Raw genomic sequence first — 20,854 nt, 5'->3', positions numbered from 1 at the left:
CGAATCGCACTTCTCTCCGAACCCGCCGGATCGTTCCGCACCGGCGTTTGATAGACAACAACCCATGCCGCACAGCTCCGAGGAGCCCACGATCCGCCCGAACGTCCCCGGCCCCCGCAACCCGGCGGGCACCGCCCGGACTCCCCAGCCCCCACGCCCCTCCACTCCCCGGCCCGGGCCGGGGTCCGCACCACCGCGGGCGGACCGCGGCCGGGGCGTCCCCGGCCGCCCCGCGCCGGTGCGCACCGGGGTTCCCCCGCAGCCCGGTCCGGGCGGGAGGAAGACCCCGCGAGCGGCGGAGGCCGGGGCGGCGCCGCAGATCCAACTCGTCGAGGCCACGGACACCACCGCGGTCGGGGCAGCCGACGAGGTGGTGGACGGACTGCTGGACGAGGGCTGCCCTCCCGGCGACGTCCTGGTGCTCACCACCGGTGACCCGCATCCGTGGGCCCGGCACGAGATGTCCTTCGGCGAGGACGCCTACTGGCGCCAGCAGGCCGAAGGCGAGGACGTCTTCTACGCCTGTGCGTCGGCCGCCGGCCGCACCCGCCGCCGCGCGGTCGTCGTTCTCGCCGTCAACGGAGGTACGGACGAACAGGCCGCCGAGGCGCTGCCCGCCGCTCTCGCCAGGACGGGGTCGCGCCTGGTCGTCTGCGGTGATCCGCGGCGCCTGCGCAGCCTTCTCTGAACCGGCCCGGACGCCCGCTCCGGAAGGCGGCCCTCCCACCGCCCCGGAACGCCGCGCACTGGGCGGGTCAGCGGACCGCCGTCCGGCTCGTCCGCCCGTGCGCGCCGTCTTCCGGCCGTCCGTTCCGCCCGGCCGGAGCGACGGCCGGACGCCGGCCGCAGCGTTCCTCGCCGAGTACCTGCCATCCGGCCCGGGTCAGCGTCAGGTACGCCCCGCACCGCAGGCCGTGCAGCATGCAGGCGTCGCGCAGTCCCCACATCCACGCGCCGTCCTCCTCGGTCCAGCCGGATCCGCTCTCCCGGGAACACAGCAGGACGGCGGTGCGCACCGGCCTGCGGCGGCGCAGATCGTGCGGAATGATCCTGCGCAGCTGGGACAGCAGGACGTTGCGGCATTCCCAACCGTCGGGCCGGGAGTCGGACCGGGTGAACGAGGCGCTTGCGACGAGCCGTTCGTCCGGCCCCAGCACCGCGACCACGGTGGTGGCCGGTCCGGGCCGGTGACGGGCGTGCAGACCGGTGACCACCTCACGGGGATCGCGGAGCAGGGGAACTCCGGCGGCGGCCCACTCGGCGGGTTCGAGGACGCGGCCCAGCCGGGGCGGGGAATCGGTGTGCGGTGAGGCGAAGCCGAAGGTCAAGGCCATGGTCTCTCCCTTCGTTCTTCGTCCGGTTTCGTTCTTCGTCCGGTTCTTCGACCGATTCTCACCGGTGCGGACGGCCGCGGCAATGGAACATCCGGTCTTCTGGATCACTCCCCGCACAGCGGCACCGCTTCCGGCGGCCGCGGAAGCCCGTCTCCGCCCTCAGCCCTGCACCGCGAGGACCAGCGGCAGCACCCCCTCCGCGCCTGCCCGCCGCAGCAGCCGAGCGGCCACGGCCAGAGTCCAGCCGGTGTCGGTGAAGTCGTCCACCAGCAGCACCGGGCCGCCGCCGGCGGCGACCGCCTCCACCAGCGGCCCGGGAACGGTCAGCGCCCCCTGCAGCGCCCTGAGCCGCTGGGCGCTGTTGCTGCGCGGAACACGGGTGTCCACCTCCTCGCCGGCGTACTCCACGGTGCCCAGCAGCGGTATCCGGCCGACTGCCGCGATCCGCTCCCCGAGCGAGCGGATCAGCCGTGGCCGGGTCCGTGAGTCGATCGTCACCACTCCCGCCGGCCGGGCCGGGGCCCCCTCCTGGCCGGAGGCCCAGCCGCCGGGCCCCCTCGCCCAGTCGGCGAGCACCGCGACCACGGCGCCGGCCACGTCGTCCGGCACCGGCCCGTCCGCCGACTGCGGACTCAGCAAGGGGCGCAGCCGGTTGCCCCAGCCGATGTCCGAGAGCCGCCCGAGCGCCCTGCCCGGTGCGGCCTGTTCCCCGGGCGGAATACGGCCCTTGAGATCCAGTCCGACCGCGGACAGGCCCGTCGGCCACATCCTGCGGGGCTCCACCTCCACCCCCGGACGTCCCAGGGTGCCCCGTGCGGCCTCCAGCGAGGCCGGATCGACCTCGGTGCCGAAGCGGGGGCCCGCGCAGTTGTCGCAGCGTCCGCAGGGCGCCGCCGCCTCGTCGTCCAGCAGCCGCCGCAGGAACTCCATCCGGCACCCGGAGACGGTGACGTACTCCCGCATCGCCCGTTGCTCGTCCTGGCGCTGCCGTGCCACCCGGGCGTACCGCTCGGCGTCGTAGGACCACGGTATGCCGGTGGCCGTCCAGCCGCCGCGCACCCGCCGTACCGCGCCGTCCACGTCGAGCACCTTGAGCATCGTCTCCAGCCGCGACCGGCGCAGTTCCACCAGAGGTTCCAGGGCGGGCAGCGACAGCGGCCGGTCGGCCGCCGCCAGCGCCTCCAGTGTGCGGCGCACCTGTTCCTCGGGCGGAAAGGCCAAGGAGGCGAAGTAACGCCAGATCGCCTCGTCCTCCGGACCCGGCAGCAGCAGCACCTCGGCGCTCTCCACACCGCGCCCGGCCCGCCCCACCTGCTGGTAGTAGGAGATGGGGGAGGAGGGGGAGCCGAGGTGGACGACGAAGCCGAGATCCGGCTTGTCGAACCCCATGCCCAGTGCGGAGGTGGCCACCAGCGCCTTCACGCGGTTGGCGAGCAGATCCGCCTCGGCCGCCTCCCGGTCGGCGTTCTCGGTCCTCCCGGTGTAGGAGGAGACCGTGTGACCGCGCTGCCGCAGGAAGGCCGCCACCTCCTCGGCGGCCGACACCGTCAGCGTGTAGACGATCCCGGAGCCCGGCAGCTCCCCGAGATGACTGTCGAGCCAGGCCAGCCGGTGCGCCGCGTCCGGCAGGCGCAGCACCCCCAGCCGGAGGCTGTCCCGCTCCAGCGGGCCGCGCAGCACGAGGGCGTCCGCCGACTCCCCGCCGGTGCCCAGCTGCTCGGCCACGTCGGCCGCGACCCGGGCGTTGGCCGTCGCGGTGGTGGCGAGCACCGGGACACCCGGCGGCAGCTCGGCGATCATCGTGCGCAGCCGCCGGTAGTCGGGCCGGAAGTCATGGCCCCAGTCGGAGATGCAGTGCGCCTCGTCGACCACCAGCAGCCCGGTCGTGGCGGCCAGTTTCGGCAGCACCTGGTCGCGGAAGTCCGGGTGGTTGAGACGCTCGGGGCTCACCAGCAGTACGTCGACCTCGCCCGCGGCCACCTCGCCGTGGACGGTCTCCCACTCCTCGGTGTTCGCCGAGTTGATCGTGCGGGCGCGGATGCCGGCCCGCTCCGCGGCCTCGATCTGGTTGCGCATCAGCGCCAGCAGGGGAGAGACGATCACGGTCGGTCCACTGCCGCGCTCGCGCAGCAGGGCGGTGGCGACGAAGTACACCGCCGACTTGCCCCAGCCGGTGCGCTGCACCACCAAGGTCCGCCGGCGCCGTACCACCAGGGCCTCGACGGCCCGCCACTGGTCGGTGCGCAGCCGTGCCTCACCGGTGGTGTCACCGGTGAGGCGGGACAGGACGGTGTCGGCGGCGACGCGCAGGTTCTCCTCGCTCATGCCCCCATGCAACCCGATCGCACCGGCACAGGGCGAACGGGCTGTGGATAATCCAGTAGTTGTGTGATGAGTATGAGTAATGGGTGGATCTGTGGACAGAAGGGATGCGGCGGGCTGCCCGTCGGGGCCACTGTCGGGGCATGACACAGCACAGCGAATCAGCCCGGCAGCCCTCCGCCGCCACCCGCGTCACCCTGCGCGGCCCGGCCGAACTGGTCGAGTCCCTCCCCTACCTGCTCGGTTACCACCCCGACGACTCCATCGTCCTGGTCGGCCTGCACGGCCCGGGCGGACGTTTCGGGGGCAGGCTCCGGGCGGGCATCCCCGCCGGAGAGGAGACGTGGGCCGAAACCGCCGGGCAGCTCGCCGACTGCCTGCGCGGAAGCGCCGCCGCACGCGGCGGTACTCCCGACGGGGTTCTCCTCTTCCTGTGCCAGGACCCGGCCGACGGGGGCGACGGACGGAGCGTGATGGAGCGGCTCAGGCCGCTCGCCCAGCGGCTGAGGACCGCCTGCGGGGCGCTGGACATGCCCGTGTACGAGGCGTTGTGCGTATCCGGCGGCCGGTACTGGTCCTACTGCTGTCCCGACTCCCGGTGCTGCCCGGCCGAGGGCACCCCGATGGACTCCCGTGGGACCCCGGTCATCGCTGCGGCCGCCGCCTACGCCGGGGTGCGGGTGGCGGGCTCCCTGAAGGGGCTGACGGCCAGACTGGCGCCGCTCGGCCCGCCCGTCGCGGAGCCGCAGGAGCAGGCCCTCGACCTCGCGGGCACCGCTCTGGTGCCCCGGCTGCTCGGTGACGCGGACCGGCGGACCGTGCGCACCGAGACCATCGTGCTCGCCCGGCGACTGCTGGACCGCTACCGGTCGGCGGCGGACCGGGGGACGGGGGAAGCCCGTGCCGACGCCCGGGACGACGGCCTCCTCTCCCACGAGGAGGCCGCCGCCCTGATCCTCGGACTCCAGGACAAGGTCACCCGGGACTGGGCGGCGGAGTGGATGGAGGGTGAGGACGCGGCTCCCGCGCTCAGGCTGTGGCGGGCGCTGGCCCGGCGGTGTGTCGGCGCCTACGCGGAGCACGCCGCGGCCCCGCTCACCCTGGCGGGGTGGGTCGCCTGGTCCGGTGGCGACGAGCCGGGAGCGCGTGTGGCACTGGGCCGGGCGCTGGAGGCCGATCCGGAGTACCTCTTCGCGCGGTTGCTGCACAGTGCCTGCGGCAGCGGGATCGACCCCGAGCCGTTGCGCGAGTGCCTGCGGCGGCAGCGGGCCGAACGCGGCTTCGGCGCTCCGGTGGCCCGCGGTGGAGGAAGGAGCCGCGCATGACCCTGTTTATCGTCAGGCAGACGACTATGATCACGCCATGCCCTACGACCCGTCGGCCTTCCCGCCCTTCGCCGTCACCGTCGATCTGGTCGTGCTCACCGTGCGCAGACACGCGTTGTGCGCGCTGGTGGTCCGCCGGGGCGAGCCGCCGCACCAGGGCAGATGGGCGCTGCCCGGGGGATTCGTGCGGGTCGACGAGGGGCTTGAGGCCGCCGCCGCCCGGGAGCTCGACGAGGAGACCGGGCTGCACGTCCAGGGCCCGGACAGTCCGCACGCGGGTGCCCACCTCGAACAACTCGCGACCTACGGGGCCCCGGACCGGGACCCGCGGATGCGAGTGGTCAGTGTCGCCCACCTGGTGCTCGCTCCCGACCTGCCCACCCCCACGGCCGGCGGTGACGCGCACAGCGTCCGCTGGGCACCGGTGGACACCCTGCTGGCCCCGGGCGGTGAACGCTCCGATCCGCTCGCCTTCGACCACACCCGGATCCTCGCGGACGGGGTGGAGCGGGCCCGGTCGAAGATCGAGTACTCCTCGCTCGCCACCGCCTTCTGCCCGCCGGAGTTCACGGTGGGCGAGCTGCGGCGGGTCTACGAGGCGGTGTGGGGCGTCGTGCTCGACCCGCGGAACTTCCACCGCAAGGTCACCGGTACCCCGGGCTTCCTGGTGCCGACCGGCGGTACGACGACACGTCAGGGTGGGCGGCCCGCACAACTGTTCCGCGCGGGCGGGGCGACGCTGCTCAACCCTCCCATGCTGCGCCCGGAGATCTGAGCGGGAGCACCGGAGAGGCGGGAACACCGGAGAGGCGGGAACACCGGAGAGGGAGGAAGGCGCGGGCGGACGACCGGGCGCGGGAGTCCCCCGTGCCCGCCGTGGCGCCGCCGTCGCACCGTCGCAGGGCTGTCGGGGCACCGCCGCATGTGGGACACGGCACATATTCGAGCGATAGATCCTTTCCTTCCGATAAGGCGTCAATTATGCAGAGGTCGCTGATCACCCTTTCGTGTGCTTTTCAGCAAAGCCCTCAAGGCCGTCCGGAGCACCGCCGACAAAGGATGCGTGACTACCCTTGCGCACACCACGATGACCTCGGCCCGCTCCGCCGAATCCGGCCCGGCCGGTCCGGGCGAGCCGGACCGCCGCGCCCACGCCGAGTCGACCGGCGCGCCCCGCGCCACCAGTGTTCCCGCCTGGGACAGCGGGGAGGCGGACATGGCCAGGGCGGCCGGCCGCCGCGCCGCCGGGAACCGGGGGCGCGGTCTGCACGGGCAGCTCGTGCAGCAACTGGGTCAGATGATCGTCTCCGGCGACATCGGGGCCGACCGCCCACTCGTCCCCGAGGAGATCGGCCAGCGCTTCGAGGTCTCCCGCACCGTCGTCCGCGAGTCCCTCCGGGTCCTTGAGGCCAAGGGGCTGGTCAGCGCCCGCCCCAATGTCGGTACGCGGGTTCGTCCGGTCAGCGACTGGAACCTCCTGGACCCCGACATCATCGAGTGGCGTGCCTTCGGCCCACAGCGCGAGAACCAGCGCCGTGAACTGTGCGAGCTGCGCTGGGCCATCGAGCCGCTCGCCGCCCGGCTCGCGGCCGACCGCGGCGATGACGAGACCCTGCAGCGCCTTGCCGACATGGTCGGGATCATGGGACACACTCTCGCCCAGGGAGACGCCCTGACCTTCTCGCGGGCGGACGCCGAGTTCCACGCCCTGCTTCTGCAGGCGGCGGGCAACCGGATGCTGGAACACCTCTCCGGCATCGTCGGGGCCGCTCTCCGGGTCTCCGGGGCTCAGGCGGCGGGCTGTGAGCGTCCCACCGAGGCATCGGTGGCCCATCACCGGAGGATCGCCGAAGCCGTCGCGTCCGGCGAGGCCGCCGTCGCCGAGGGTGCGGTGCGCCAGTTGCTCGCGGTCTCCTCCGACCTGTCCGTCCCCGCCGCCCCGGGGACTTCGGGAGCCCCCGCCTCCGCCGGGCCGTCCGACACCCCGGCGGCTCCGCAGCCGGGCGGCTCCTCCGATCATGTGGTGCCCGCCCCGCGCGAGCACTGACCCCGCCGCCGGCCGCACCGCGGAGCGTCGCCGGGGCCCGCTCCGGGCGGGCCCCGGCGACGCCTGCCCTCGCCTCGTGATCGGTGCCCCTCCCCGTCGGCGCCCGGGGCGCATGTTCGGAGGCATGTCGGGAAATGTGGGGATCCGGCCGGATATGCCCTGTGACTCGGGACACTCGAATCAGGCGTAACGCTTCGGGTGGCAGCGCGATGACTCTAGAGGTGGCAGCCACCGGGGGAGTAAAGACGCCGTGTCCGGCGTTGTAGTTTCTCCATCGCTCCACCCGAGCCACCGGTCATCCCCACCGGGGTTTGCAGGTTCCGGATCCTTCGTGAGCGGGGCCGAAGCCGTTTCCATCGTTCCGAGAGGTTGTTCGTGTCGGCCAGCACTTCCCGTACGCTCCCCGCGGAGATCGCCGAGTCCGCATCCGTGATGGCGCTCATTGAGCGGGGAAAGGCCGAGGGGCAGATCGCCGGCGACGATGTGCGTCGGGCCTTCGAGGCTGACCAGATTCCGCCGACCCAGTGGAAGAACGTCCTGCGCAGCCTCAACCAGATCCTCGACGAGGAGGGGGTGACGCTGATGGTGAGCGCCGCCGAGGCGCCCAAGCGCACCCGTAAGAGCGTCGCGGCGAAGTCCCCCGTCAAGCGCACTACCGCCACCAAGACGGTCGCCGCGAAGAAGACCACTGTCAGTAGGGTCGCCGCCACCGCGGAGAGCCCGGCGGGGGATGCGGAGGAGCCCGTGGAAGAGGCTTCGGCGAAACCCGCCAGGAAGACCGCGGCCAAGAAGACGGCGGCGAAGAAGACCACCGCCAAGAAGACCGCGGCCAAGAAGACGGCGGCGAAGAAGACCACCGCCAAGAAGACCGCCGCGGACGAGCCGGCCGAGGGCGGCGAGGAGATCCTCGAGGAGCCCCCGACCAAGGGCGGCAAGGCGGTCGACGACCCCGTGGTCGAACCCAAGGGCGAGAACGAGGGCTTCGTCCTGTCCGACGAGGACGAGGACGACGCCCCGGCCCAGCAGGTCGCCGCCGCGGGTGCCACCGCCGACCCGGTCAAGGACTACCTCAAGCAGATCGGCAAGGTCCCCCTGCTCAACGCCGAGCAGGAGGTCGAACTGGCCAAGCGCATCGAGGCCGGGCTCTTCGCCGAGGACAAACTCGCCAACAGCGACAAGCTCGCTCCCAAACTCAAGCGCGAGCTGGAGATCATCGCCGAGGACGGCCGCCGCGCCAAGAACCACCTGCTGGAGGCCAACCTCCGTCTGGTGGTCTCCCTGGCCAAGCGCTACACCGGTCGCGGCATGCTCTTCCTGGACCTGATCCAGGAGGGCAACCTGGGCCTGATCCGTGCCGTCGAGAAGTTCGACTACACCAAGGGCTACAAGTTCTCGACCTACGCGACCTGGTGGATCCGCCAGGCCATCACCCGGGCCATGGCCGATCAGGCCCGCACCATCCGTATCCCGGTGCACATGGTCGAGGTGATCAACAAGCTCGCGCGTGTCCAGCGCCAGATGCTCCAGGACCTGGGCCGCGAGCCCACCCCGGAGGAGCTGGCCAAGGAACTCGACATGACTCCGGAGAAGGTCGTCGAGGTGCAGAAGTACGGCCGCGAGCCGATCTCCCTGCACACTCCGCTCGGCGAGGACGGCGACAGCGAGTTCGGTGACCTCATCGAGGACTCCGAGGCGGTCGTCCCGGCCGACGCGGTCAGCTTCACCCTGCTGCAGGAGCAGCTCCACTCCGTGCTCGACACGCTCAGTGAGCGTGAGGCGGGTGTGGTCTCCATGCGCTTCGGTCTCACCGACGGCCAGCCCAAGACCCTGGACGAGATCGGCAAGGTCTACGGCGTGACCAGGGAGCGGATCCGCCAGATCGAGTCCAAGACGATGTCGAAGCTGCGCCACCCGTCCCGCTCGCAGGTGCTGCGGGACTACCTGGACTGAGCCGGGGCCGGACCGGGCCGTGTGGCGGCGGGCGGGGTGGTACGGGGAAGTTCCCCGTACCACCCCGCCCGCCGTCGTGTGTGCGCCGCGGGGCTGTGTTTCCCGCAGGGGCCCCGGACAGGGCAGGGGACATCTCCGGATGCGGAAACCGCCCGTGTGATCCACGCTGGACGGGGCGGGCGGCCGGGCGGTCCTTCCCCGAAGACGGGAGCGGGCGGCCACTCCGTCTGGAGTGGCCGCCCGTCACGTCCGGCCCTGGACCGGCTGAGGCTCGTCGGATGGATGAAGACGCGGTTGCCGCCGGATCGGCGGATGAGCCGTCAGCGCCCGCTTTCGTCCGCGGTCGCAGGAGTGGCGTTGAGCCGCTCCGTCTCATCCTGTATCTCCGCGGCGATCTTCTTCAGTTCCGGCTCGAACTTGCGGCCGTGGTGGGCGCAGAACAGCAGCTCTCCACCGCTGAGGAGCACTACGCGCAGGTATGCCTGGGCGCCGCAGCGGTCACAGCGGTCAGCGGCCGTCAGCGGGCTCGCGGGGGTCAGAACAGTAGTCACGTCGCCTCTTCTCTAGCTCGACGAGCTGTCGTACCAGGGTCAACATCCAACCAGGCCGAAAACGTTCCCGCTCGTGGCTTTTCCTCGAAAAATCTCTCTGTGAGGTGGCTGACTGTTGCCGGGATGGCGGCGAATGAGCCGTTTACAGAGATTTGTTGATCTTTGCCGTCATGTTGTCTGTTCGGTTGTCTCCTCCGGCGCCGGTCTCCCGGTCTGTTCCTGAGGACGTGCCCGGAGCCTAGAGGGTTCATGCCCGGAAGGGAACGTGATGTACACGTCACCAGGGCCATCCATCGAACACCTGGTCGATACTGGGTTAGCATAACGTCTCTCCCGGGGGTCTCCTGGGCGTCTCCTGGGTGGTGTCACCTCGGCTCTCCTGGGCCTCGGTACCCTCTGACCGGCAAGACAGAGCCATCCCCAGCGAAATTCAGCGAGGAGCGAACCGCGTGACCGCCGAGACTCCCCTGGCCTCCGGCAGGGGAACACCCATGCCGTCCACCGCCCTGCTGACGGGAGCGGACCGTGACGGTTCCAACTACACCGCGCGGCACCTGCTCGTCCTCGAGGGGCTGGAGGCGGTGCGCAAGCGGCCCGGCATGTACATCGGATCCACCGACAGCCGCGGCCTGATGCACTGCCTCTGGGAGATCATCGACAACTCCGTCGACGAGGCACTCGGGGGCCACTGCGACCACATCGAGGTGATCCTCCACGAGGACGGCTCGGTCGAGGTGCGGGACAACGGCCGCGGCATCCCCGTCGACATCGAGCCCAAGACGGGGCTGTCGGGCGTCGAGGTCGTGATGACCAAGCTGCACGCCGGCGGCAAGTTCGGGGGCGGCTCGTACGCCGCCTCGGGCGGTCTGCACGGTGTCGGAGCCTCCGTCGTCAACGCCCTGTCCGCCCGCCTCGACGTCGAGGTCGACCGTGACGGGCGCACCCACGCCATCAGCTTCCGGCGCGGTGTTCCGGGCATCTTCACCGAGTCCGGCCCCGACGCCCCCTTCGATCCGGCGAGCGGCCTGCGCAAGGGGAAGAAGCTTCCCAGGGCCCGGACCGGCACCCGGGTGCGGTACTGGGCCGACCGGCAGATCTTCCTCAAGGACGCCCGGCTCTCCCTGGAGAACCTGTACGCCCGCGCCCGCCAGACAGCCTTCCTGGTGCCCGGCCTGACTATCGTCGTCCGCGACGAGCGCGGCACCGACGGTGCGCCGCCCGTGGAGGAGGTCTTCCACTACGACGGGGGCATCAGCGAGTTCTGCGAGTTCCTCGCCCAGGACCGGCCGATCTGCGACGTGCTGCGGCTGACCGGCCAGGGCACCTTCAAGGAGACCGTCCCGGTCCTGGACGACCGCGGCCACATGATCCCCACCGAGGTCAGCCGTGAGCTGGGCGTCGACATCGCGCTGCGGTGGGGGACGGGTTACGACACCACGGTCAGGTCGTTCGTCAACATCATCGCCACGCCCAAGGGCGGCACCCATGTCTCCGGCTTCGAACGGGCGGTCACCCGCACCGTGAACGAGGTGCTGCGCGCCGCCAAGCTGCTGCGCGTCGCCGAGGACGACGTCGTCAAGGACGACGCCCTGGAAGGCATGACGGCGGTGGTGACCGTACGGCTGGCCGAGCCCCAGTTCGAGGGGCAGACCAAGGAGGTGCTGGGCACCTCGGCGGCCTCCCGGATCGTCGCCCAGGTGGTCTCCAGGGAACTCAAGGCGTTCCTGACCTCCACCAGGCGCGATGCCAAGCAGCAGGCCCGCGCGGTGCTGGAGAAGACCGTCGCCGCGGCCCGCACCCGTATCGCCGCCCGCCAGCACAAGGAGGCGCAGCGCCGCAAGACCGCGCTGGAGTCCTCCGCGCTCCCGGCCAAGCTCGCCGACTGCCGCAGCGACGACGTGGAGCGCAGCGAGCTGTTCATCGTCGAGGGCGACTCGGCCCTGGGCACCGCCAAACTCGCCCGCAACTCGGAGTTCCAGGCGCTGCTGCCGATCCGCGGCAAGATCCTCAACGTCCAGAAGTCCTCCGTCTCGGACATGCTGAAGAACACCGAGTGCAGCGCGATCATCCAGGTCATAGGGGCCGGGTCCGGCCGGACCTTCGACATCGACCAGGCGCGCTACGGCAAGGTGATCTTCCTGGCCGACGCCGACGTCGACGGCGCGCACATCCGCTGCCTGCTGCTGACGCTCTTCCAGCGCTACATGCGGCCGATGGTCGAACAGGGCCGGGTCTTCTCGGCGGTGCCGCCGCTGCACCGGATCGAGCTGGTCAACCCCAGGCGGGGGCAGGAGAAGTACATCTACACGTACTCCGACAGCGAACTGCGCCAGACCCTGCTGGACCTGCAGGGCAGGGGAGTCCGCTTCAAGGACTCCATCCAGCGCTACAAGGGACTGGGCGAGATGGACGCCGACCAGCTCGCGGAGACGACGATGGACCCGCGCCACCGGACCCTGCGGCGTATCAACATCAGTGACCTGGAGACCGCCGAGCGGACCTTCGACCTGCTGATGGGCAACGAGGTCGCACCGCGCAAGGAGTTCATCTCCACCTCGGCGGCGACGATGGACCGCTCCCGGATCGACATCTGAGCCGACGGCGCACACCTCCGCGGCACGCGCCCGGCACGCGTCCCGCCTTGTGGACTCCGCCCCGCCCCCGGGGGGCGGAGTCCACAAGGCTCCCGGGCCGGACCCCTGAAAGGGTGAAGAGTTCCGGATCGGCCCCCGCGGGCCCCCGCCGCCCGGCCCATCCTGGGGCATGCGGATCGACGACCCCTGGTACGACGCCCTCGCCTCCGGCTGGGGTGAGCGGCACGAGCCCGCGCCCCCCGCCGTCCCGTCCACCGGGGAGCGGCCCGGTACCGGGCCGGACACGCACACCGCCACCTGGCTCGCCGTCCACCGCGGCGCCCCCTTCCGGGAGCTGCGCCGCCGCCACCGCCGCTCCGTCCTGGCCACGGCCGCGGCCTTCCTCCCCCTGCACCTGGCCTACGCGCTCACCGCCGCCACCGCACCCGGCCTGCTGGCCCGTCCGCTGGGCGGCGGGCCGCTCACGGTGGGGGCGCTCGCCTGGTTCGTCCAGTTCGCCGCCGTCCTGGTGCCGACCGGGGCGTACGCCCGGCACGCGAGGCTGTACCGGGACGGGACGGCGCTGGAGCTGCGCTGGCAGACCGAGGAACTGCTCCGTGCGGCGGAACGGGCCCCGGAACCGGCCCGCGCGGCGGCCGGTGGGCGCGAGGGCCGCGGGAGGCCGCTCCGGTGACCGCCGGCCCTCTGACCCCGGTGCTGCCGTACTCACTCGCCGTCCCCGCCGTCCCCGCCGTCCCCGCCGTCCCCGCCGTCCTCGCGGTTCTCGCGGCTCTCGCCGTCCCCGTCGTCCTGGTCCTGTCGGCCCGGCGCCGGGCGGGCCGCTCCCGCCGGCGCCCGCCGGAGGAGTCCCGGCGGAGCGGCCGGCCGCTCCCGGCGGGGCGGAACGGCCTCGCCCTCGCCGGTGCCCAGCTGCCCGCCGCCGTCCTCCTCGGCGCGGCCGGACCGGTCGCCCTCCGCGGCCATGACGGGATGCTCTACTGCGCGGCCCTCCTCGCCGCCTGGCCGGTCGTCCTGCTGGTCGCCGAGCTCGTCCGCAACCGCGGTCGCCGCACCCTCGCCGACGTGCTCGCCGTCCGTACGCGGCGGCGGTCGGTCCGGATCGCCGCGGGGATCTCCTCCGTCACCGTCTCGGTCCTCTACCTGGCCGCCCTGCTGGCCGCCGCGGGCGCTCTGGTGGCACTCCTGCCGGGCGGCGACGGCGGAGCCGCCGTCCGCGGCTGCGCCGCCGCCGCGACCGGCGTGCTCGCGGTGCTCTGCGTCCTGCTGGGCGGCATGCGCGCGGTCACCCGGCTCCAAATGGCCGCGGCCGTCCTGCTGACGGCGGGGGCCGTCGCGCTCGCCTCGCCGGTGCTGCTGCGGCACGGAGCCGACCCGGCCGCCCTGCTGGCCGCCGCGGCCGGGCCCGGCGGCCCCGGTCCGGCCACCGGCCCTCCGGCGCCCGGCGCGGGACAGGGCCGGTGGCCGGACCGGCTGGACCTGTTCGGCCTCACCCTGGCGCTCGTCCTGGGCACCGCCGGGCTGCCGCACGTCCTGGCCCGCCTCCGTACCGTTCCCACGGCCCGCGCGGCGCGGCACTCCGTGGTGTGGGCGGCCGGACTGACCGGCGTTCTGGTACTGACGGCGGTCGTGCTCGGGCTGGGGGCCGCGACCCCGCCCCCGGGCCCGGTTCCGGTCCCGGGGGCGGGTGCCGTGCCGTCCGGGCCGGTGGCGGTGGCGGTCGCGGTGGCCGTCCTCGTCACCGCCTCGGCGGCGGCAGCGGGGGCGGTGCTGGCCGCCTCGGTGTCGGTCGTCCACGACCTGTGCGGTTTCGCCGGCCGGCGCCGGGACCGGGGCCGGACGCCCCGGAGCGAGTCCGTGGCAGTCCGGAGAACGGCGGTGGCCGTGGCGGCGGCGGCCGTCGCGCTGGTGTTCCCCGCCGGCGCCCCGGACGCCCTCCTCCTGGCCGGAGCGGCCTTCGCGGCCGCCGCCTCCGCCCATCTGCCGGTGCTGCTGTACAGCCTCTTCTGGCGCCGCTTCACTCCCCGCGGCGCCCTGTGGGCGGTCTACGGCGGTCTGGCGTCGGTCGCCGTCCTGACGCTGTTCTCCCCGGCCGTCTCCGGCGGCCCGCAGGCCCTGCTCCCGGAACGGGACTTCGTCCTCTTCCCGCTCAGCAACCCGGCGCCGGTCTCGGTCCCGCTCGGTTTCCTGGCGGGCTGGCTGGGCAGCTGGCTCTCCCCGGGACAGGTGGACGGTCCCGGGTACGCCCGGGCGGAGATCCGGGCGCTGACGGGCGCGGGAGTCCGGTGAGCCGGTGAACTCGGTGAGCCCGGCGCCGGGAGCGGCCCGGGCACGGCTCACCGCGGGACGACCGCGGTGACCGCCATCCTGGGCAGCGGCTCGGACACGCCTCCGCAACTGGCGGGCAGCGGGGGTACGGCGGTGTCCGCGACGACGGTGGCGCACCAGCTCAGGCCCCCGGGCCCGTGCACCGTGACGCGCCACTCGGGAGCGGTGCCCTCGGCGCCGGTGACCGTCAGCGCGTCGGCGCCCCTCTCGCCCGTCAGCGCCCGCACCGCCAGCTCGGCGGCCTGCCCCGGGCGGTCCCAGGCCGAGCGGCCGCGACAGCCGTCGGTGACGACCCGGCCGCGGCGCAGCTCGTCCAGGAGGCCCTTGACGGCATGACCCGCCAGCCGGCCGTACGCGTAGCCGTGGGGCAGCACCAGCAGGGTGGGGGAGAAGCGGTGGCCGCCGAGGTGGGTGGTCTCCCACACCTCCCCGGTGCCGCCGGCGGCCAGTTCGGTGGCCAGGGGGCGGCCCAGCAGGGCGCAGCAGCGGTCGCGCCTGCCGTTGGTGCACACCAGGGCCAGGGGGTCGCCGCCGTACGGCTCCCACCGGCCGCCGTGTTCCCCCGCACCGAGGGCGGTCATGGCGCTCGCGTCGAGTTCCCGCAGCGGCTCCGGGCCGTCCAGCACGGCGGTGCGCACCCAGGAGCGGCCGGGAAGGGTGTGGGCGAGGTAGACCCGCCGGCGGGCGGGGCGGTGACGGTCCGGATGACGGCCCGGGCGCCGGATCAGGGCGACGCGCACCCCGGTGCCGGCGGCGGCCCGCTCCAGGGCGCGGCCGAGTGCCGGGTCGAGGTGGCTCTGGGTGACGGCCTTGGGCCCCCACGGACCGGGCTGCTCGACGAACAGCCAGGTGCGCGCCGTCGCGGCGGTGGCCGCGAGCGGTTCGGACAGTGCCCGTGAGGAGGCCGAGCAGGTACTCACACGGCCGAGCCTAGCCCTCCGGTCCCGGGCCCGCCCGGGCCTCGGGCGGGCCCGGGACGTCGGCTACGATCGGCAGCCGTCCCGGTACGGATGCCACCCGCACACCCGGCACGATGGAGGCGTGAGCTTGGTCAGGAAGCGGATCCCGGTCGTGGTGCTGGCCGGTTTCCTGGGATCGGGGAAGACCACGCTGCTCAACCACCTCCTCGCGCACAGCGGAGACAGCCGGATCGGTGTGATCGTCAACGACTTCGGCAGCATCGAGATCGACGCCATGGCGGTGGCCGGGCAGGTCGACTCGATGGTCTCCCTGGGCAACGGCTGTCTGTGCTGTGCCGTCGACACCGCTGACCTGGACGAGATGCTGGAGCGGCTGGCCCGCCCCGCGGCGCGCATCGACGTGATCGTGGTGGAGGCCAGCGGGCTGGCCGAGCCGGAGACGCTGATCCGGATGATCCTGTCGAGCGCGAACGAGGACATCGTCTACGGCGGGCTGGTCGAGGTCGTCGACGCCGCCGAGTTCGGGACCGTCCGGGCCCGGCACCCCGAGATCGGACGGCATGTGGCCATGGCCGACCTGGTGGTGCTCAACAAGGCCGACCGCGTCGGCGAGGCCGGGCTGTCCCGGCTGGAGACGGAGCTGCGGCGGCTGGGCCGGGGCGCCCCGGTGGTCCGCACCTCGCACGGCCGGATCGACCCGGAGCTGCTCTTCGACCGGAGCCCGGAACCGGCAGAGACGGCGGCCGTACGGCAGTTGTCCTTCGAGGACCTGCGGGCCGAGCTCCGCGCGGCGGAGGACGGCGGGCACGCCGGGCACCCGCACACCGCCTACCAGAGCGTGGAGTTCACCGCCGGGGAGCCGGTGGACCCGCGCCGGTTCATGGAGTTCCTCGACGGCAGGCCGGACGGTCTGTACCGGATCAAGGGCTTCGTGTACTTCGGGGTGCCGGGCCACCGGCAGAAGTTCGAGGTGCACACCGTCGGCCGCTTCCTGCGCTTCAGCCCCCGGCCGTGGGAGGACGGCGAGCCGCGTACGACCCGGCTGGTGCTGATCGGCTCCGGCATCGACGCCGGAACCGTGCGCGGGGAGCTGGCGGCCTGCGCGGCGGCCGGCTCCGCCGGGGAGGCGGGCCCGGACAGCATGTGGGGCGTCCTGCGCTACGTACGGCCCTGAGCCGGGCCGCCCGGGGCGGGCCGGCTCAGGGGTTCACGTCCCCGGCACGGGCCGGGGACGGGTCCGCGTCCGTGTCCGTCACACCGGCCCGGCGACCACCGTGACCGGCTTGGCCAGCGGGGTGCCCGAGCCGTCGCGGCGCGGGTCGGGCTCCGGCAGCTCGGCCGGCGCGCCCTTGGCGTCCGCCGCACGGGCCGGGGCGGCACCGGCCCAGGCGAACACCAGATGGTCCTCGCCCTTGAGGAAGCGCTGGCAGCGCACCCCGCCCGTCGCCCGGCCCTTGCGCGGATACTGGTCGAACGGCGTGAGCTTGGCGGTCGGCGTATCGACCAGCGCGCCGCGCGAACTCGCCACCGTGAACACCACCGCGTCGGCGGCCGGGTCGACGGCGGTGAAGGAGATCACCTTCGCGCCCTGGCCCAGTTTGACGCCCGTCACCCCGCCCGCCGGGCGGCCCTGCGGCCGCACCTGTCCGGCCGGGAAGCGCAGCAGCTGCGCCTCGTCGGTGACGAAGACCAGATCCTCGTCACCGGTGCGCAACTCCACCGCGCCGACGACACGGTCGCCCTCCCGCAGACCGATGACCTCCAGCTCGTCCTTGTTGGCGGGGTAGTCCGGCACCACCCGTTTGACCACGCCCTGCTCGGTGCCGAGCGCCAGACCGGGGGAGGACTCGTCCAGAGTGGTCAGGCACAGCAGTTCCTCGCCCTCCCGCAGGGACAGGAACTCCGTGAACCGCGCGCCGCCCGCCAGGTTCGGCGGGGAGTTCTCCGGCAGCTGGGGCAGGTCGATCACCGACAGCCGCAGCAGCCGCCCGGCCGAGGTCACCGCCCCCACCTCGCCCCGGGCCGTGGCGGGGACGGCCGAGATGATCACGTCGTGCCTGCGGCGCCGACCGCCGGTGTCGAGGGCCGCGTCGCCGTTGGCGGTACGGGCCAGCAGGCCGGTGGAGGACAGCAGCACCCGGCACGGGTCGTCGGCGACCTGGAGCGGGACGGCCGCCGGAGCCTCCGCGGAGGCCAGCAGCCGGGTGCGGCGCGGGGTGCCGTACTTCTTGGCGACCGTGGCCAGTTCCGAGGAGACCAGCTTCCGCAGGGCGGCGTCGGACTCCAGGATGTGGGTGAGCTCCTCGATCTCGGTCTTCAGCCGGTCGCGCTCGGCCTCCAGCTCCAGCCGGTCGAACCTGGTCAGCCGGCGCAGCGGGGTGTCGAGGATGTACTGGGTCTGGATCTCGGACAGGTCGAACCGGGCGATCAGCGCCTCCTTGGCCTGCGCGGCGTTCTCGCTGGACCGGATGAGCCTGATGACCTCGTCGATGTCGAGCAGCGCGACCAGCAGGCCCTCGACCAGGTGCAGCCGGTCCCGCCGCTTGCGGCGCCGGAACTCGCTGCGCCGCCGCACCACCTCGAAGCGGTGGTCGACGTAGACCTCCAGCAGCTCCTTCAGGCCCAGCGTCAGCGGCTGGCCGTCGACCAGGGCGACGTTGTTGATGCCGAAGGACTCCTCCATCGGGGTGAGCTTGTAGAGCTGCTCCAGCACCGCCTCGGGGTTGAAGCCGTTCTTGATCTCGACGACCAGCCGCAGTCCGTGCTCGCGGTCGGTGAGGTCCTTGACATCGGCGATGCCCTGGATCTTCTTGCCGTTGACCAGGTCCTTGATCTTGGCGATGACCTTCTCCGGGCCCACGGTGAAGGGCAGTTCGGTGACGACCAGGCCCTTGCGCCGCGCGGTCACGTTCTCCACGGAGACCGTGGCGCGGATCTTGAAGGTGCCGCGGCCCCTGGCGTACGCGTCCCGGATGCCGCCCAGCCCGACGATCTGGCCGCCCGTGGGCAGATCCGGGCCCGGCACGAAGCGCATCAGCGTCTCCAGGTCCGCGCCGGGGTGCCTGATCAGATGCCGGGCGGCGGCGACCACCTCGCCCAGGTTGTGCGGCGGCATGTTGGTGGCCATGCCGACCGCGATTCCCGAGGCGCCGTTGACCAGCAGGTTCGGGTAGGCGGACGGCAGTACGACGGGCTCGTTCTCGCTGCCGTCGTAGTTGGGGGCGAAGTCGACGGTGTCCTCGTCGATCGACTCGGCCATCAGCCCGGCGGCCGGGGCGGACCGGCACTCGGTGTACCGCATCGCCGCGGGCGGGTCGTCGTTGCCCAGCGAGCCGAAGTTGCCGTGTCCGTCCACCAGCGGCAGCCGCATCGAGAACGGCTGCGCCATGCGGACCAGCGCGTCGTAGATGGCGCTGTCGCCGTGCGGGTGCAGTTTGCCCATCACCTCGCCGACGACCCGCGCGCACTTGACGTAGCCGCGCTCGGGGCGCAGGCCCATCTCGTGCATCTGGTAGAGGATCCGCCGGTGCACCGGCTTCAGGCCGTCCCGCGCGTCGGGCAGGGCGCGCGAGTAGATGACCGAGTAGGCGTACTCCAGGAAGGAGCCCTGCATCTCGTCGACGACGTCGATGTCGAGGATGCGCTCCTCGAAGTCTCCCCCGGGCGGCGGGGTCTTCGTACTGCGGCGGGCCATCGCGGCTGCGACTCCTTCTCGGTACTTCTCGGTGCCTGTCGGTGCTTGCTGGTGCTCGTGCTTGCTCGTGCTCGTGGGTACTTGCCGGTGTTCGCGGGTCTCCGCGGGCGCTCTCCCTCGGGCGCCGCGGACCTGTCGGCGCCCCGGCGGGCGGGGAGCGGACGCTGACCATTGTGGACCTCGGCTGTGACAGCCGGATCCCCGCCCCGAACCGTACGGGAACTTCGCGCTTTGTCGGGCCGCTTGCATACAGTGACCACACACGCGTTGTGAGAACGCTGTCCGCGATCGAAGGGACTCCCTGCCCATGGGTCACACGGCCACGCCCCCGCCCACCGCCGGCGGTCTGACGGCGACCGAGCACCGGCTGACCAACGGCCTGCGTGTGGTGCTCTCCGAGGACCACCAGACGCCGGTCGCCGCGGTGTGCCTCTGGTACGACGTCGGTTCCCGCCACGAGGTGCCCGGGCGCACCGGTCTGGCGCACCTCTTCGAGCACCTGATGTTCCAGGGTTCGGCCCAGGTGACGGGGAACGGCCACTTCGAGCTGGTGCAGGGCGCGGGCGGTTCGCTCAACGGCACCACCAGCTTCGAGCGCACCAACTACTTCGAGACGATGCCCGCCCACCAGCTGGAGCTGGCCCTGTGGCTGGAGGCCGACCGCATGGGCTCGCTGCTGGCCGCCCTGGACGAGGAGTCCATGGAGAACCAGCGCGACGTGGTGAAGAACGAGCGCCGCCAGCGGTACGACAACGTGCCCTACGGCACCGCCTTCGAGAAGCTGACCGCGATGGTCTACCCCGAGGGCCACCCGTACCACCACACCCCGATCGGCTCCATGGCCGATCTGGACGCCGCCTCCCTGGCGGACGCCCGGGACTTCTTCCGCACCTACTACGCGCCGAACAACGCCGTCCTGGCGGTCGTCGGCGACATCGACCCGGAGCGCACCCTCGCCTGGATCGAGAAGTACTTCGGCTCCATCCCCTCCCACGACGCCAAGCGGCCGCCGCGCGACGGCACCCTGCCGGACGTCGTCGGCGCCGAGCTCCGGCAGGTCGTGCGCGAGGAGGTGCCCGCCCCGGCGCTGATGGCCGCCTACCGGCTGCCGCACGACGGCACCCGTGAGGCGGACGCCGCCGACCTGGCGCTGACCGTGCTCGGCGGAGGCGAGTCCTCCCGTCTCCACAACCGGCTGGTCCGCCGGGACCGCACCGCCGTCACCGCGGGCTTCGGCATGCTGCGGCTGTCGGGCGCCCCCTCGATGGGCTGGCTGGACGTCAAGTTCTCCGGCGGCGCGGAGGCCGCCGACATCGAACGGGCCGTGGACGAGGAGCTGGCCCGGTTCGCCGCCGAGGGCCCCACCCCGGAGGAGATGGAGCGGGCCCAGGCGCTGCTGGAGCGCGAGTGGCTGGACCGGCTGGCCACGGTCGGCGGCCGCGCCGACGAGCTGTGCCGGTACGCCGTGCTGTTCGGCGACCCCCAGCTCGCCCTGACCGCGGTGGAGCGGGTGCTGCGGGTCACCGCCGAGGAGGTGCGCCAGGTGGCCGCCGCCCGGCTGCGTCCCGACAACCGCGCGGTGCTGGTCTACGAACCCACCGGGGCGACCGCGCCCGACACCGCGGCGGAGGTCGCCGACGGCGCCACCGTCTCCGGTACCGCCGCCGACGCGTCCGCCGCCGGTACCGCCTCCGCCGACCCCGCCACCGACGAGGAGACCGCTCAGTGAGCGACGCCACCGCCCAGCCCGCCCGGTCCGCCGACGCCTCCCCGGAGCAGTCCGGGAACGGCG

The 20,854-nt window shown here is 73.0% G+C and carries 15 protein-coding genes; 10 read left to right on the top strand and 5 right to left on the bottom strand.

Going from position 1 to position 20,854, the window contains the following annotated elements:
• The first annotated feature begins 64 nt into the window (after positions 1–64).
• Positions 65–688, top strand: a complete 624-nt coding sequence (locus CUT44_RS00275) for a hypothetical protein (RefSeq protein ID WP_146252145.1) — start codon at positions 65–67, stop codon at positions 686–688.
• 67 nt (positions 689–755) lie between these two features.
• Here the strand turns inward: CUT44_RS00275 and CUT44_RS00270 are convergent, their stop codons facing one another.
• Together CUT44_RS00270 and CUT44_RS00265 are read right to left on the bottom strand one after the other, a co-directional pair.
• Positions 756–1,328 (bottom strand): hypothetical protein, encoded by a 573-nt coding sequence (locus CUT44_RS00270; RefSeq protein WP_408646689.1) that lies wholly within the window; start codon positions 1,326–1,328, stop codon positions 756–758.
• 165 nt (positions 1,329–1,493) lie between these two features.
• A complete protein-coding gene (locus CUT44_RS00265) occupies positions 1,494–3,659 on the bottom strand; it encodes a RecQ family ATP-dependent DNA helicase (protein WP_100200036.1) in 2,166 nt (721 codons plus the stop codon).
• Positions 3,660–3,799: 140 nt separating this feature from the next.
• On the opposite strand from CUT44_RS00265, the gene CUT44_RS00260 reads away from it, so the two are divergent.
• The 4 genes from CUT44_RS00260 to CUT44_RS00245 all read left to right on the top strand — a co-directional run bounded on the left by CUT44_RS00260 (position 3,800) and on the right by CUT44_RS00245 (position 8,978).
• Entirely contained in the window at positions 3,800–4,981 is a 1,182-nt protein-coding gene (locus CUT44_RS00260) for a DUF4192 domain-containing protein (protein ID WP_146252144.1), read from the top strand.
• A 37-nt stretch (positions 4,982–5,018) separates the two neighbouring features.
• A complete protein-coding gene (locus CUT44_RS00255) occupies positions 5,019–5,756 on the top strand; it encodes an NUDIX hydrolase (protein ID WP_199185520.1) in 738 nt (245 codons plus the stop codon).
• Positions 5,757–5,990: 234 nt separating this feature from the next.
• The gene (locus CUT44_RS00250) at positions 5,991–7,028 is read left to right on the top strand and encodes a FadR/GntR family transcriptional regulator (protein ID WP_269846145.1); all 1,038 of its coding nucleotides are present in this window, start codon (positions 5,991–5,993) and stop codon (positions 7,026–7,028) included.
• A 375-nt stretch (positions 7,029–7,403) separates the two neighbouring features.
• Positions 7,404–8,978 (top strand): RNA polymerase sigma factor, encoded by a 1,575-nt coding sequence (locus CUT44_RS00245; protein ID WP_269846144.1) that lies wholly within the window; start codon positions 7,404–7,406, stop codon positions 8,976–8,978.
• A 320-nt stretch (positions 8,979–9,298) separates the two neighbouring features.
• Here CUT44_RS00245 and CUT44_RS00240 read toward each other — a convergent pair whose 3' ends face one another.
• Complete coding sequence (locus tag CUT44_RS00240) at positions 9,299–9,529, bottom strand: DUF7455 domain-containing protein (protein WP_100200032.1); 231 nt, start codon at positions 9,527–9,529, stop codon at positions 9,299–9,301.
• Positions 9,530–10,020: 491 nt separating this feature from the next.
• On the opposite strand from CUT44_RS00240, the gene CUT44_RS00235 reads away from it, so the two are divergent.
• The 3 genes from CUT44_RS00235 (at position 10,021) to CUT44_RS00225 (ending at position 14,409) form a co-directional block, all read left to right on the top strand.
• Positions 10,021–12,123, top strand: coding sequence for a DNA gyrase/topoisomerase IV subunit B (locus CUT44_RS00235; RefSeq protein WP_100200090.1), 2,103 nt, complete (start codon positions 10,021–10,023; stop codon positions 12,121–12,123).
• Positions 12,124–12,292: 169 nt separating this feature from the next.
• On the top strand, positions 12,293–12,796 hold the full coding sequence (locus tag CUT44_RS00230) for a DUF485 domain-containing protein (protein ID WP_100200031.1): 504 nt from the start codon (positions 12,293–12,295) through the stop codon (positions 12,794–12,796).
• A 116-nt stretch (positions 12,797–12,912) separates the two neighbouring features.
• The gene (locus CUT44_RS00225) at positions 12,913–14,409 is read left to right on the top strand and encodes a solute symporter family protein (protein WP_408646688.1); all 1,497 of its coding nucleotides are present in this window, start codon (positions 12,913–12,915) and stop codon (positions 14,407–14,409) included.
• A gap of 47 nt (positions 14,410–14,456) precedes the next feature.
• Here CUT44_RS00225 and CUT44_RS00220 read toward each other — a convergent pair whose 3' ends face one another.
• Positions 14,457–15,368 (bottom strand): sucrase ferredoxin, encoded by a 912-nt coding sequence (locus CUT44_RS00220; RefSeq protein ID WP_100200030.1) that lies wholly within the window; start codon positions 15,366–15,368, stop codon positions 14,457–14,459.
• A 127-nt stretch (positions 15,369–15,495) separates the two neighbouring features.
• Between CUT44_RS00220 and CUT44_RS00215 the strand changes: the two genes are divergently transcribed.
• The gene (locus tag CUT44_RS00215; protein ID WP_100200029.1) at positions 15,496–16,542 is read left to right on the top strand and encodes a CobW family GTP-binding protein; all 1,047 of its coding nucleotides are present in this window, start codon (positions 15,496–15,498) and stop codon (positions 16,540–16,542) included.
• 78 nt (positions 16,543–16,620) lie between these two features.
• Here the strand turns inward: CUT44_RS00215 and CUT44_RS00210 are convergent, their stop codons facing one another.
• On the bottom strand, positions 16,621–19,062 hold the full coding sequence (locus tag CUT44_RS00210) for a DNA gyrase/topoisomerase IV subunit A (RefSeq protein WP_100200028.1): 2,442 nt from the start codon (positions 19,060–19,062) through the stop codon (positions 16,621–16,623).
• Between the two features lie 307 nt (positions 19,063–19,369).
• On the opposite strand from CUT44_RS00210, the gene CUT44_RS00205 reads away from it, so the two are divergent.
• Entirely contained in the window at positions 19,370–20,791 is a 1,422-nt protein-coding gene (locus CUT44_RS00205) for a M16 family metallopeptidase (protein ID WP_233221031.1), read from the top strand.
• The last annotated feature ends 63 nt before the right edge of the window (positions 20,792–20,854 follow it).

This window comes from Streptomyces carminius, assembly GCF_002794255.1.
Classification (GTDB): domain Bacteria; phylum Actinomycetota; class Actinomycetes; order Streptomycetales; family Streptomycetaceae; genus Streptomyces; species Streptomyces carminius.
Note: the sequence above shows the minus strand (reverse complement) of the source record. Positions and strands in the feature narration are given on the sequence as shown.

What these genes read in the sequence shown, in the direction of transcription:
- CUT44_RS00275 (WP_146252145.1), top strand. Translation starts at nt 65, where the DNA reads ATGCCGCACAGCTCCGAGGAGCCCACGATCCGCCCGAACGTCCCCGGC.
- CUT44_RS00265 (WP_100200036.1), bottom strand. Translation starts at nt 3,659, where the DNA reads ATGAGCGAGGAGAACCTGCGCGTCGCCGCCGACACCGTCCTGTCCCGC.
- CUT44_RS00260 (WP_146252144.1), top strand. Translation starts at nt 3,800, where the DNA reads ATGACACAGCACAGCGAATCAGCCCGGCAGCCCTCCGCCGCCACCCGC.
- CUT44_RS00255 (WP_199185520.1), top strand. Translation starts at nt 5,019, where the DNA reads ATGCCCTACGACCCGTCGGCCTTCCCGCCCTTCGCCGTCACCGTCGAT.
- CUT44_RS00235 (WP_100200090.1), top strand. Translation starts at nt 10,021, where the DNA reads ATGCCGTCCACCGCCCTGCTGACGGGAGCGGACCGTGACGGTTCCAAC.
- CUT44_RS00230 (WP_100200031.1), top strand. Translation starts at nt 12,293, where the DNA reads ATGCGGATCGACGACCCCTGGTACGACGCCCTCGCCTCCGGCTGGGGT.
- CUT44_RS00210 (WP_100200028.1), bottom strand. Translation starts at nt 19,062, where the DNA reads ATGGCCCGCCGCAGTACGAAGACCCCGCCGCCCGGGGGAGACTTCGAG.
- CUT44_RS00205 (WP_233221031.1), top strand. Translation starts at nt 19,370, where the DNA reads ATGGGTCACACGGCCACGCCCCCGCCCACCGCCGGCGGTCTGACGGCG.